This window comes from Methanoplanus endosymbiosus, from assembly GCF_024662215.1.
GTDB lineage: Archaea > Halobacteriota > Methanomicrobia > Methanomicrobiales > Methanomicrobiaceae > Methanoplanus > Methanoplanus endosymbiosus.
The window spans coordinates 2,158,269-2,171,471 of the sequence record NZ_CP096115.1 but is presented as its reverse complement, the minus strand read 5'-3'; the positions used below and the strand labels follow the sequence as shown (position 1 = coordinate 2,171,471).

At 44.3% G+C, this 13,203-nt stretch carries 15 protein-coding genes and 1 tRNA gene; 3 read left to right on the top strand and 13 right to left on the bottom strand.

The features are described from left to right. Both L6E24_RS09625 and L6E24_RS09620 read left to right on the top strand, forming a co-directional pair. Entirely contained in the window at positions 1 to 294 is a 294-nt protein-coding gene (locus L6E24_RS09625; protein WP_257741771.1) for a DUF8136 domain-containing protein, read from the top strand. Beyond that, entirely contained in the window at positions 294 to 500 is a 207-nt protein-coding gene (locus L6E24_RS09620) for a hypothetical protein (protein WP_257741770.1), read from the top strand. The genes L6E24_RS09625 and L6E24_RS09620 overlap by 1 nt, the downstream gene beginning before the upstream one ends. Positions 501 to 1,047: 547 nt before the next feature. On the opposite strand, the gene L6E24_RS09615 is transcribed toward L6E24_RS09620, so the two are convergent. After that, positions 1,048 to 1,122: transfer RNA gene (locus L6E24_RS09615), tRNA-Val, on the bottom strand. A gap of 207 nt (positions 1,123 to 1,329) precedes the next feature. On the opposite strand from L6E24_RS09615, the gene L6E24_RS09610 reads away from it, so the two are divergent. Beyond that, positions 1,330 to 1,890 carry a cupin domain-containing protein gene (locus L6E24_RS09610; protein ID WP_257741769.1) on the top strand — a complete coding sequence of 187 codons (561 nt, stop codon included), beginning with the start codon at positions 1,330 to 1,332 and terminating at the stop codon, positions 1,888 to 1,890. Between the two features lie 41 nt (positions 1,891 to 1,931). Here L6E24_RS09610 and L6E24_RS09605 read toward each other — a convergent pair whose 3' ends face one another. From L6E24_RS09605 to mcrG, 12 genes are all read right to left on the bottom strand, one after another. Further along, the gene (locus L6E24_RS09605; protein ID WP_257741768.1) at positions 1,932 to 2,816 is read right to left on the bottom strand and encodes a restriction endonuclease; all 885 of its coding nucleotides are present in this window, start codon (positions 2,814 to 2,816) and stop codon (positions 1,932 to 1,934) included. A gap of 95 nt (positions 2,817 to 2,911) precedes the next feature. Next, the gene (locus tag L6E24_RS09600) at positions 2,912 to 4,357 is read right to left on the bottom strand and encodes a cytochrome b/b6 domain-containing protein (RefSeq protein WP_257741767.1); all 1,446 of its coding nucleotides are present in this window, start codon (positions 4,355 to 4,357) and stop codon (positions 2,912 to 2,914) included. 190 nt (positions 4,358 to 4,547) lie between these two features. Further along, positions 4,548 to 5,570 carry a tetrahydromethanopterin S-methyltransferase subunit H gene (mtrH, locus tag L6E24_RS09595; RefSeq protein ID WP_257741766.1) on the bottom strand — a complete coding sequence of 341 codons (1,023 nt, stop codon included), beginning with the start codon at positions 5,568 to 5,570 and terminating at the stop codon, positions 4,548 to 4,550. Between the two features lie 15 nt (positions 5,571 to 5,585). After that, on the bottom strand, positions 5,586 to 6,326 hold the full coding sequence (mtrA, locus tag L6E24_RS09590) for a tetrahydromethanopterin S-methyltransferase subunit A (RefSeq protein WP_257741765.1): 741 nt from the start codon (positions 6,324 to 6,326) through the stop codon (positions 5,586 to 5,588). Position 6,327: 1 nt separating this feature from the next. Then, complete coding sequence (locus L6E24_RS09585; RefSeq protein WP_257741764.1) at positions 6,328 to 6,540, bottom strand: tetrahydromethanopterin S-methyltransferase subunit F; 213 nt, start codon at positions 6,538 to 6,540, stop codon at positions 6,328 to 6,330. Between the two features lie 5 nt (positions 6,541 to 6,545). Beyond that, positions 6,546 to 7,268 carry a tetrahydromethanopterin S-methyltransferase subunit A gene (mtrA, locus tag L6E24_RS09580; protein ID WP_257741763.1) on the bottom strand — a complete coding sequence of 241 codons (723 nt, stop codon included), beginning with the start codon at positions 7,266 to 7,268 and terminating at the stop codon, positions 6,546 to 6,548. A gap of 11 nt (positions 7,269 to 7,279) precedes the next feature. Continuing rightward, positions 7,280 to 7,564 carry a tetrahydromethanopterin S-methyltransferase subunit MtrB gene (mtrB, locus tag L6E24_RS09575; RefSeq protein WP_257741762.1) on the bottom strand — a complete coding sequence of 95 codons (285 nt, stop codon included), beginning with the start codon at positions 7,562 to 7,564 and terminating at the stop codon, positions 7,280 to 7,282. Between the two features lie 2 nt (positions 7,565 to 7,566). Next, a complete protein-coding gene (mtrC, locus tag L6E24_RS09570; RefSeq protein WP_257741761.1) occupies positions 7,567 to 8,436 on the bottom strand; it encodes a tetrahydromethanopterin S-methyltransferase subunit MtrC in 870 nt (289 codons plus the stop codon). A 10-nt stretch (positions 8,437 to 8,446) separates the two neighbouring features. Then, entirely contained in the window at positions 8,447 to 9,280 is an 834-nt protein-coding gene (gene mtrD, locus L6E24_RS09565; protein WP_257741760.1) for a tetrahydromethanopterin S-methyltransferase subunit D, read from the bottom strand. Continuing rightward, a complete protein-coding gene (gene mtrE, locus L6E24_RS09560; RefSeq protein WP_257741759.1) occupies positions 9,277 to 10,185 on the bottom strand; it encodes a tetrahydromethanopterin S-methyltransferase subunit E in 909 nt (302 codons plus the stop codon). The genes mtrD and mtrE overlap by 4 nt, the downstream gene beginning before the upstream one ends. Before the next feature lie 539 nt (positions 10,186 to 10,724). Beyond that, positions 10,725 to 12,431, bottom strand: coding sequence for a coenzyme-B sulfoethylthiotransferase subunit alpha (mcrA, locus tag L6E24_RS09555; RefSeq protein ID WP_257741758.1), 1,707 nt, complete (start codon positions 12,429 to 12,431; stop codon positions 10,725 to 10,727). 5 nt (positions 12,432 to 12,436) lie between these two features. Then, positions 12,437 to 13,198: a coenzyme-B sulfoethylthiotransferase subunit gamma gene (gene mcrG / locus L6E24_RS09550; protein ID WP_257741757.1), complete on the bottom strand. Its 762-nt coding sequence runs from the start codon at positions 13,196 to 13,198 to the stop codon at positions 12,437 to 12,439. Positions 13,199 to 13,203 lie beyond the last annotated feature (5 nt).

Below are 13,203 nucleotides of genomic sequence, written 5' to 3'. Positions count from 1 at the left end.
ATGGCAGATAACGAACCATTCAAACCAAAGAATAAGGATGCGCAGGCGCTTAAACGTGAAGAACTCGTTAAAATGCTCTCTGAAGTCTCAAAAAAATTATATAAACGAATTGCAACCGACAGGTTCAGAGCGAAAGAGAGCGACCAGATTTATTTAGCATATGCCAGAACCTTCAGTCAGATAAGCCAGACCTTAAATTCATGCCTGAAGGATGAGGAGTTATTGGAACTTGAGCGCCGGATAGATGAACTTGAGAACAGGCAAAAGTCAGAGAAGGTAAAGGAGTGGAATTGATGAAGACAATAAACCAACTTCATAATATTTTAGATAAAATTGAAGCATCCAGCCAAGATCAATTCACGCAGACGGTATTCATCATTGACGACATAACAACACCGGAACAACAGGCACATATTGACCAGGCACACGCAGCCGGAAAAAGTGTTATTATTCTTCCATCAAATGGCAGAAACACCACAGGCGCACACACCAGAGGCTAATATTACCAACAAATAATAATTCCAACCTTTTTTAATTAGTCAGGCTATAGGAAATATCCATTATCTAAATAAATGCCCGTAAAATGGCTTACAGGAGGCACACAGAGCGCCGTTATTATCCAGCATGACATTTACTATAGATTCATAATTACATTACAATATAAGGCACCTGACAGGCTTTTGCGGCGGCGGTTATCCTTAAATGTTGCAACATCAGAATAGAGGTTATGAGCACAACAGAACTGAGAAAATGGAGCGGAAAAATAACGCAGCACAAAATTAGAAATAACTATTCTTATGCCTCTATTCGGTTTCCTGTCAATGAATTGGCGGATAAAGTCGGTAAGGAAATTATCATTCAGGAGGTACCCGGAGGCTATAATATCAGGTTCTCAGATGGTAAATATCAGGATGAATTGTTGCAACAGGATAAAACGCCGGAATCACTGAACAGCCGGATAAATACCTTAGAATTTAAGATTGATAGATTAACAGATGCTCTATTGACGAATGAAGCACAAAATAACGACAAAAACAGAAAAGTTAGTGGGCTCGTTGAGATTCGAACTCAAGACCTCCGCCGTGTCAAGGCGACGTCATAAACCAGCTAGACCACGAGCCCTGTTTTAACACCGTGGTGCTCTATAATATCTGTCACAGGAGACATATAAATGATTCTTTTTTAATCCGGAATTTTACCCTGATGACCCCATCATGAACAAAATATCCACACCACACAGAAATAGTCAGAAATTGTTTAAACCATGAAAAATAACCACATAATAAGGATATTCTGACCATTTTACAGTTATAAACAGAAAAAACAATCATGGATGATCTTTTGACAGACGATTTTTTAACAGATAACATATGCCTGAAGAGGCAGAAACACGCGAGGGAGGACGGGTGGCTCTCTGAACTTGTCTCAGAAGTGTATGATGACGAACCATTCACCGGCATTCATTCATATCTGGTTTCAGTCAGTCCGGGCAGGTCAAGGGCAAATCATTACCACAGAAAAAAGGAGGAGTGGATTGCCATCACCTCCGGAAAAATAATTCTCTCACTTGAATGGATTGACGAAGAGAAGAAGGAAAATGAGAAAGGGAAAAAGGAAGAGGAAAGAGAAGAGATAGAAGAGAAGAATACAGGGAAGGATACAGGATCAAACACTGGAAAAAATATTGGATATAATGCAGAAAAGAAAGGACAGAAGAGAGCTGATCTTATTCTTGATGCTGATGATAAATCCGGAGAATGCAGATTAATCCACATAAAACCCTTTGTCGCCCACAGGATAACAAACATCAGCGACAGAAATTCATCCGTTGTTGTCTTCAGCAGAAATCCGGAGGACAAAGAGGATACAATACCATATGTAATTGAATAAAAACTGACTCAAACTAATCTTAAAAAAGAGTATTTACCCGATCATGACTCTTCAAAATAATCATAATCAATTCTCTTAACAACATACCGGTCCTCTTCTGAAACACCAATATCATAGTCAACCATATACCCTGCAAGCTCAGAACCATCGATCAGAATTATTTTCTGCTCCACTTTTTCAGCATAATCACAGGCATTTTTAGTAAAACCGGAAGTTGTTATAAAAATCCCTTTTTTTGACTGCATCCCAGCAAGACTACCAACAAAACTCTGTATTTCCGGTCTCCCTACAACATTTTTCCATCTCTTTGCCTGCACATAAATGACTTCTAGACCAAGCTTATCCTCTTTAATGAGGCCATCAATACCACCATCTCCGGTTTTACAGGTTACTTCAGCAGAACCGTGCAGAGAACCCCCATATCCCATAGAGACAAGAAGATCAATAACAAGCTGCTCAAAAAAATATGGAGAGCAGCTCTTTACTTTTTCAAGCAGCTCAATTGATAGTGATTTCCTAATTTCATTATAACTATTATCAAGAACTTCCCTCGGAGTATAAACTGACTGAACAGAATCCTCAGATACACCCTGTTTTGAATTCCTATCTTTATTATTGCCAAATTTCTGAAACTCAGGAAACTGTTTGAGATAATTTACATCAATAATATCAGGATTACTACCCAAGACTTCAAGTCCACGCCCTGTAATTTTTATCTGCCCTCTCTTAGGGTTTTCTAATAAACCAGCTTCAAGAAGATACTTTTTTGCCCAGTGGATCCGGTTATCAAATTTTTTCTGTTTCCCGCTGGGAAGAAGTTCATTTCTCAAAGAATCCGGCAGATTCAGATAATCAGAGCATCTCTGAATAACTTCACCCATTGAATAAACAGAACCATCCTCTAAACTTTTCAGAATAGGAAGCATAAGCTTTTGAAAATCAGGAACACCCATAATCAACAGTATGAAATATATTAGCTATCCCCTTAACTCTGTTGATATATCCCATCAGGCTGAAAATGTCAGATGCAGATCCAGAAATATTTCAGATACTCAGGAGACTTAAGCACTCTCCAGTCGGACGGAATGTGTATATGATTTCCACTGAAGAATTCATAACCGGGTTCGCCGCATTCGTACACAAACCCGCATCTGTTATAGCCGGAATCTCCGTCAATACTCTCAACAAAGTAGCTTCTTACAATCTCCGCTGTTCCTATACTCTCATACCACTTAAGTGTATAATTGAGATCTCCCAGATCACCAAGCGTCATGACAGTATCAATCGCTGTTACAACGCCGTCTCTGAAGGTATCATTCCTGAGATTATGGGCATAAACCTCAACTGAACCATAATTATAGATATTTGTCCTTCCCTCAATTATTACCCTCGGAATTATTATCTTACCCCCGTTCTCATTCTTCCGCATAATTTCGGTTCTGAAAATCTCATACCTCTCCTCCAGTTCAGCCGGACTTACTCTAATCATCCTTAAAATAGCACCCTCCTTCCACGGGTACTCATCCATCCTCTGGTAATTTATCTCACCAAAAGGAATGGATGTAAAACCGCCGTCATAGTATCCCTCATACCACCAGTTACTGCTCCCTTTCAGGGAATCTATGACATTTGTCTCCACCTCAGGATCATAATGGTACTTCAGATTAAGCCCTTTCTTCTCAGAAACCATCACAAGAGCATCAAACATGGAATACTTTCCTTCCTGAAAGATGTCAGGCCTTGACTGTGACATAAACTGAGGACTGACACTGTAAACAACACCATCAATCTGAACAGAATTGCCCGGGTCTTCAGTAACATTATACACAAAACCGGATTCAAATGCAAAAGCCACAAGAAGAAGAACCATTAAAAAGAGAACTGAAGATAAATTCTGAACAAAACGTGACCTCTTCTTCCTGTGCAGTAACAGTTTCAGGCCTGCGGCCATATGAACAGAAAACGCAACATAAAAAATATTGTCAATTATGACATGGCTGGACAGACTGAATGGCTCATTCAAAACGAAATAATAGTCTAAACCGCTTATTAAGACAAATAAACCAGAAAATAAAATAATTACACCGGACACCCTCAATATCAGGATAATAAAAGAAATTCCGGAGAACTTTCTTCTTAATAAAGAATTAAAACCATTATTCCAGTTATATTTCACAAGAAAAGTATAGACATAAACATGATATGACAGCAGTACTGCAAATAAAACCGACAAAATCACGTGAACAACTGTCGGAACAGGCTGACTTTCGGTTCTTGTAAGCAAATAACCGGTGATAACCGTAAGAAAAGTCACAAAAAAGAGGAGCCACGAAGATTTCCGGTCCAGAAGAATCAGTTTTTTTCTAAAAGGATTGTTTCTGCGGCTTTCTCCCAAAACATTCCTCTCCGCCAATACAGAGGAATTATTCTCCAGAACATTGCTTCTCCTTCCTTTGCCGGATGCCATAAAGACCAAACCACCACACGGTATTTCTGTCCCGCAGATGAGATAATGGCATCAGAATTAATTAAAACAAACGGATTGAAAATTAAGAAAAAAGCTGCACACGACCGATTAAAATTCCGCACACAAATATTTTGGAATTCAGATAATTAATATCTGACTTTCAAAACGTAAAAAAATATTTTTTAGGGTTCTATACCAAATGGAAGAGTGGATGTGTGTCCACCTGTGGCTCAAGGCCAAACTCCTTGGCTGCCTCAGCAAGTACGATATCTGAGAATGCGATTGCAGTAGATGCACCTTCGCAGTTCTCGATAGGTCCGTACATGATAAGATCTGCACCAAGGGTTGCAGCCATAATATTACAGCCGATATCAGGAGCTGCCCATGCAGTCTGCCTGATTCCCTCGAATCCACCAAAGTGATGGTGTGCCATCTGTTCAAGAAGAAGGTCCTTGCCAACATACTGCTCAGCAAGAACATTCTTTCTCCAGCGCTTAAGCCATGTCCATGAGACTGTCATGTTGTGGTATGCACCACCGGTTGGAAGACCATGGATTGCCTTGCATGCAAGAATCTCACGGAATGAACCGCCTGAACCAATACCGAGCGGAGTTGCTGCGGTATCAAGAATAGGGCGTGTAATTCCGCACTCTTCTGCAATCTGAAGCATGGATTTTTCCTGACCTGCAACGCCACCCTCTGCGAGTACTGCCTCACGTCCGCGGACTGTTGGGTCACCAGGGTTGAATGCAAGAACAATAGCTGCATTAACATCACTGTTCTTTAAAGCCTCGATATTCTCAGGGCCGATTGAACCGTTAATGGAGTTGTAGATTGCACGGTCTGCAAGACCGACTTCTGTTACATACTCACATGCATGTGCAAGTGCCGGAGGATTTGAAGAGTCCATTAAGAACGCTGTCTTTGAATCAATTGAGTCAAACCAGCTGAAATAGCTTTCAAATGCTTCCGATGTTTCAGAGATGATCTGGATGAAATGCTGAACCCCTGTAATATCAGAGAGTTCAAGACACCTGTTCCAGAGAGCCTCTGCACGATCCTTGTCAATTATTCCCTTCTCATCATCAATAACAGTCTCGTGCTTGTTATAGAAGATGGAAGCGCCGAGCACCCTTGGATATTCTCCAGGCTGCCCGCCGATCTTGGTACCATTAAAGTCGTGTACCGTCTGCTCTTTCTCGAATTTGAACATTTTTGTCACTCCTCCTTATATCATTGCCATAAGTTTCGGGAGTAATACCAGCAACATCATGAATACAATCAAACCTGCGACAAGACCGTAGAGGATACCGATATCCCTGCCTACTTTGCGGCCTACACGCTGGGCAATTTCTGCGTCTGCGAATTCAAGCCTCTTCTCAATCTCATTGAGGCGTGATTCAACTTCAAGGAACTGTGGATTTGCGGTTGCAGCAAGTGCACCCTCTCCGCCGGCTCCATCCTCTTTGACCTCGATAACTATCGGATCAGCGTTGAATGCACCGGGATCTCTTCCTTTCAGCTCTTCAATTTTTGCCTTGATTGTACCCATGTCCTCAGATTGCATGATGTCGATAATCTCGACCTGCTCACGGAAACGCTGGACCCCTTCATCAGTAAGGTTTTCGATGAAAGGTATAGCTCCCTTTGCACCGACAATCTTTCCGCCTTCAAGACCATTTGCATGGAGTGCAATAAGGCACTGACCGGAAAGGTGACCCTTAACCTCAGTTCCACAGGTTATCATAAACCTGATATTAGGGTTTGCAATTACATTTGCAACAATCTTTTCAAGACCAAGATTTTCTGTCTTACAGGAACCGCACATTGCAGCGCCTGCGTCACAGACGGCCTGTTCATCAAGATGTGAACCGACAGTTACCACAACAACAGGACTTTCCGCATCTCCAGCGTGATAATCACCCTGAATCTTTGGCCAGCCTGAAGCCGGAGATCTCTTGTCAGCCATCTTAGATGCCTCCCATCAGAAATACCGGGGCAAGAACAAGTACAAGTGAGATAATCATACCCAGACCAAATCCAATTCCACCGGAGTCCATAATACCGGACTCAAGTTTGTTGGTTCTGGCCATTACCTGGGCCTTGAATTCTATATCTGTCATCATGTCCTTTATTGCCGCCATTCTGATTGTTGCCGGACCTGAATTTTCTTCATCTGACATTTATATCACCCCATTAAAAGGAAGCCCAGCAGAGCAAATGACACGATCAGACCGATCATGAGTCCTTCAACTTTACCTGAATAGACACCCGCTGCAAAGCGGTTGCGGTATCCAATGTCTGTGACCATCATCTGAATTGTCTTGAGTCTTGCATGAATGAGAGCAAGCTCCGCGGTCATAGGAGTCTCTACACCTTCACCGCCGGCTGCATCGCCATCATCTTCCTTGACTTCAAGAACAATGGGTTCACCATCAAATGCGCCCGGATCTCTGGCTGTAAGCTCATCGATCTTAGCTTTGATTGCACCCATGTCTTCAGATGGCATGATATCAACCATCTCGATCTGATCACGGAAGCGCTGGATTGATTCCTCAGTGAGATTCTCAATGAAAGGAATAGCACCCTTTGCACCGACAATCTTTCCGCCTTCAAGACCATTTGCATGGAGTGCAATAAGGCACTGACCGGAAAGGTGACCCTTAACCTCAGTTCCACAGGTAACCATGAACCTGATGTTAGGGTTTGCAACCACATTTGCAACGATCTTCTCAAGACCGAGGTTCTCTGTTTTGCAGGAACCACATATTGCAGCGCCTGCGTCACAGATACCCTGCTCATCAAGGTGTGATCCAACAGTAACTACCGCTACAGGGCTTTCTGCGTTGCCTGCATGATAGTCACCCTGAATTTTTGGCCATCCGGATGCCGGAGCTCTTTTATCTGCCATTATTTTTCACCTCAGAGCAATGCAAGTGCAACCACACCTGCAATAAGTAATCCAACAGCTATACCGTACCACATTGCAGTCACACCTCCGGCATAGACAAGGGCCTTTTCCCTGTTCGGGAAAGAAGAACGGAATGAACCTTCTCCTGAGAGCATGCCGACCACATCATCTGTGATCTTCTCAAGTCTCTCAACCTCATCAATTACCGGTCCGAGTGATGCGCCTGCGGTAGTTACAAGACCAATAACTGGGTCTGCAACAAGACCATATTCGGGGAGAACTTGTATGTATCCCATTTTCAGGCCTCCTTCTCGCGAATTGGCTGTGCATCAAGCCACATGAATGCATCACGCTTAGACAATACAATGTACTGATTGTATGTGTAAACCCATCCGATTACGGATACGATGAATGAGACAACTGCTGCTGTCATGGAGATGAATGCAAAAGACATAATTGAGACAACAATCATGCTTAAAAATCCACACTCTGCTGCAAGCATAAGTGTCCGGTCCTGTGACTCGTTTGGTCCCAGACATGCATTGAATGCATGCTGAACTGCAATACCACCGAGCATGAATATTACTGCAATAATTCCTCCGCCAATCACAGATGCCTGATAATCAGGAACTGCAACTCCGAAGAATTCCTTTGAGCCTGTAACAAGATCTGCAAAGATAAAACTTCCGTCAACCATTGCTGAAAGACCAAGGACTGTAACAGCACCGACAATACAGAGTTCGGCAAGTGAAACAACCATTACAGGAATATTCATATTTACAATGTTATTTGCAATATATCCGAGAATTGCACCAAGAATTGCTGCAATAATTATACATCCGATTGGGATGATAAGCGGAGATGATACAAATCCCATTGCACTCAGTTTTGTACTGAGTACCATTGCTATTACACCTGAACCAAGTGCAATCATACCTGCTGAAGGGACACCAGTACCAAGACCATAACTGCAAAGGTGCTTGATAGTGTCTGTACCCCACCAGAGTGCAAGTACTGCTGCGATTCCGCCAAAGAATGAGAACATCTCTGTTCCGGCCATCTGATTCAGGTATGTAAGATAAAGACAGACTACTGCACCGACAAGACCAATCATCATGATCTTATTGTGGGGCACTCCGCCTTCACTGACTGTAATTTCTACTGACATACTTCATACCTCACAATACTGCTACCAGAATTGCCATAAGACCGCAGACTGCTGAAGCAACTGCACATCCAATGACTGCACGCGGGAATCTCTTGAATTTCGGGTCATGAGGACCTTCGATTGTACCTGTAATATTGTATGCTGCAATTACAGCATTTACAAGGAACATACCGACTGCAAAAACTCCTGCCATACTTACTGCGAGCGGAATAATCTGCTCAGCAGGCGCATTGAGCGCTGCAGGGAGGAATTCCTCATAGACTGAGAGAAGTTCAAGATAAATGAGTGTTCCACCAAGACCACCAAGGGCACCGCCGATGACACCACCAACGTATGAAACAAACGGAAGACCGTGTCCTTCAGTTCCCTGTGACTTGTATGCTTCAAAAGTGTCTCCTGTGATTGGGTCCTTTGCAACCTTACCGGATGCAGCCGGAATACCCATTGCATAGACATAGACTACATTGACCATCAGACATGTGATAGCCATCATAAGACCGCCGCCTATTGCACCACCTGCGAGAGCAACTCCGAAACCAAGTTCTGCTGCCCATGCTCCGCCAAAGAGGCCTGCGAGACCTGCACCTGCTGCAAGCATGGTAACACCAGTTGCAATACCTGGTGACTGACCCATAGCTGCCGGAGCTCCTCCGACAGGAACAAAGTGAACACCAAAACCGATGAGAAGACCACCGACAATAACTCCGATAAGAGCCATCAGTGCCATTCCTGGTGATAAGACGTAAATCAGACCCAGTGAAATCAGCAGAAGTACAATACCAACTACTGTTCCTACAGGATTAATTCCCTCTCCACCACCGGAACCTCCGCCGAGTGCACTCATGATGAGGCCTCCTCTGCGGACTCTTCAGTGTTGTATGGTCCATAGGTCTTGCGTGCCCATGTCTCAACAAATCTGTCAATGATCATAAAGATCAGAATAAGCACGATACCGGCAATTACTGCACCCCAGCCTGCTGCGAATTCTTCAAAGAAGATTGTACGCCACAGTTCAAGGAACACAATAAGTCCGAAACAGACACCCGATGCCGGGCCGCCCATCTTAGATGTAAACCAGCCGTTGTCAAGCGAACTGCGCTGTCCTGCCTCTGCATAGCGGACAATATTACCGGATGCTGAGATAGGTACACCTGCTCCAAAGGCCTGTGTCTGGTACTGGCGCTCTTTTCCGTAGAACGGATTTCCGGTTGCAGATCCTGCTGCACCGAGAGCGATACCCCAGACAAGTCCCAGCAGCGGAAGCGGGAACGGATGTCCAAGTGCGTTTACCATAAGGAAACACATTGATACGCATGTAAAGATTGCGACAAATGCATGCGCCATAGTCACGGTTGTAACCGACTTAATAAGGTCGATGTAAACCGGCTGTTCAAACTTCGCCAGACTTGCAGTCCTTCCCAGATATGCTGTAGTTGCATACACACCCTGTACAAATACAGCTATAGCTGATCCTAAGACTATCGCAAGTACCGGATTATAATTTATCGCCATTAAAGCCCATGCAAGGCCTGCTCCAAGAGCGCACCAAAGTCCGTATGCTGGGGGTTCACCGGATATAGCTTTACTATAAATACGATGAATATATCCCATCTGCGGAGCGAGCTGAACCTGTGAATTCGGGTCACCCTGTGAACCGATATCAGACTCAGTATCTTCCGCAGCACCGGAAACGGTGGCCAGAGCGCCTGCAACGGCACTAATGCCGATACCAAACAGTAACTCTTCCATTCAGGCGTCCTCCTGAGTGCCATATGCACCAGAGATACACATATACACGAAACCCTTTTGGATTCAAATTAAAGTCGTTTAGTATTTAATTAAAGGTTTCGAAAGAATTTCCTGAAAAAATACGCAAAATATGAGTATTTAAGGAAAATAAATGAATACACCTGACTATTTTGTTTTAATTCAAAGTTATTTGAGCACAAATCTATGCTTATACAATCCAATATTACAAAAAAATCTGCGCTATTTTTGAGATCAAAAACCATCCGGGCAATAAATATTTCCGGGCGGAAAAATCCGGTGAATAAGCCGCAGATTAACATCCACACATTCCGATAAAAAAGCGCAAAACAACGTTTAAATTTAATATAGTCAAAATCCACAGGGAATAAACATTCTAACAGCAATGAAAACAGCAAAAATCAGAGTTTCAGGAAAAAAGCATAATTTATTCTGCAAACAGCAGGGACAAAAAATAATAGCATAAAAAATTCCGGCAAATAACCGGAATAAAACAGATTAAAAAAATATTTTGGGTGATCTTACCTTGCTGGTATGATCAGTGAGCGCTCGCCTGATGGCATGAACTCGCGGATTGCTCCCCTTGCGAATTCCTTACGTGGCTCTGCGTAGTCAAATCCGATTGATGGGTCTGCGAAGCAGATCTTAACAAGCGGGTTGAAACAGAATGCATCGCCGCGTCCGTAGTGAGCTGCACCTACAATAGCTGCATACTCTCCCTGGTGACCGACATTCATTGCATAGTTTGGATAGTTTGGTCCACGCAGTTCTCCAATGAGACCACGGTCTGGTTCCATAGAGAGTGAGTTTGCTGAACCACACTGGTCCTGAAGATCGTATCCGAAGAATCCGAGACGTGACCATCCTTCCTTGTGCATAAGCATTGAAAGGTACCATCCATTCAGACCTGCGTTTGAATTTCCGGTTGCGATAGATGTGGACAGACCACATGCTGCTGCCATGACACCGGCACGCTGTGAACCACCGAAGTGATCCTCCATCATTGTCGGGAACTGTTCATACTGCTCCATTGCATTGAGGTTAACCTCGGATGCAATGTCATTTACAACATCCTGTGTTGGCTTGACGATCTTTGCGGGGTCAGGGTTGGTGTAGTCTACGCCATATTTGTCCTTGATGTAGTCCATACCGTAGTATGTGTACTCATCGAGGATGTTGTCAGTGTATGCAGCTGTTGCATACTGTGTAAATCCAACACCACCAGACATGTATGATCCGAGCCAGATCTGGTCGAAGAGCATTGTACCTGCACCGACTACCTCAAGGGATGCCTTTGCAGGGTCGTTTGGATGTGTACGGTTTGCCTGGATGATATCGGAGAAGAGACCGAACTTAATTCCACCAGGTTCGTTAGGACCACGTGCACGGCGGGCAGGCAGAATAGATGCCATCTGAACTACACCGGCGTGTTTTGCTGCGAATGAAAGATCTGCGACTGCTGCTTCACCTGCACACATTCTGTATGCTGCGATGAATGACATTCCGATCTGCATTGCTGACCATCTGGAGGTTGTTCCACCATCGCATGTCCTTGAGACAATTGTTGGTATGTGGATTGCCTGGTACATTGACTTGCCGACCTCTGCCTTGAGAACTTCTGCCTGATCTGCAGGGAAGAGCTTCTCAACGTTAATGAGGAACTGTGGCTCAATGTCGTCAGCCATCTCATCGTCACCGGTGAATACCTTTACGTAACAGTCATCGACAAGGCCAGGATGTGTCTCGACCATGTGTTCCTGAACAACTGCTGCACCAGGCATTGCGTGGTTTAAGATGTGGAGGTACTCGTTGATTGTCTCAGGAGTAACTTCCTTTCCGAGACGCTTCTGGAGTGTTGCGTGTGCAAGATCCATTCCGACAATAACTGATCTGCGGATTGTATCCCAGAACTGCTGCATTGCTGCATTGTTGACGAAGTGAAGATCATCACCCTCTACAAATGTACCTGATCCGGACACTTCGTAGGTCATGAGCTGTCTCTGACCCATTGGCAGACCACCAAGGTGGCAGTGCTCTGGATCGTACATGGCCATTCCACGCTTTGCTTCGACAGCCTTTGTTGCCTCCATGAACTCACGCTTACGTGGGGACTGGCGGACACCGTCAAAGTTGTAGAATGTTGTCTTTACTGATTCTACGTCTTCTCCCTGGAACTTCTGTTTAAGTGCATCAAGGAAAAGTTTCTGTGATCTCTCAATTTTACCCATCTAAATCACTCCTCCTTTGGCATAAAGCCGTATTTTGTTCTAAGTGCGTGGATGCGCTGAATGTATTCGATATATTCTGCATCGTCACGGTATGCAGCACCAACAAGTGAGTGGAAGATTGTTGAGTGTGCTTTGAGCCATTCCTCATCCATTGGCTTGCCTACATCAACCTCACGGTCAAGTGGCTCTCCAATCTGGTCTTTGACATACTTTACATTGCCGTCTTTTAAGATACAGCGCTGGAGCATATCAAACATAAGGCCATCTTCTGCAAGACGCAGTGAGTGACCGTGAACTGTTGCACCACGGCAGCTTACAAGAGCCGGGTCAAACATCTCTGATTCAATGAGAAGCTTTGAGTACTGTTCAAGATCCCTCTCACGGCACTCTACGATCTGACGTCCGGAAAGAGTACCCGGGTCAATGCCACGGAAGCGGTAGCACTCCGAGTATGTGCGCTGGTATGGCTGTGATGGTGCGTTGTACATTGAGTCTGCGAACTGAATGTAACGTACGCGGTCTCCTGCCTTTGCTCCCTCTGTTGGTGCAACAATCTTTCTGATTGGGCAGTCTGGTTCCTGCTGCTCTGCGAGCGGCGGGTGTGCTGTTGGGTATGCTGATCCTGGTGCACGGTGACCAAGGATAAGAACGATATCTTCGTCAGTAACCTCACGAACCTTCTCAAGCTGGACTGCAGGGTTCATCTGTCTGCGCCTGTTTTCAGCGATAACAGAGGTTCCTGGCCCATACTGTGGTGTATATGCCATATTAA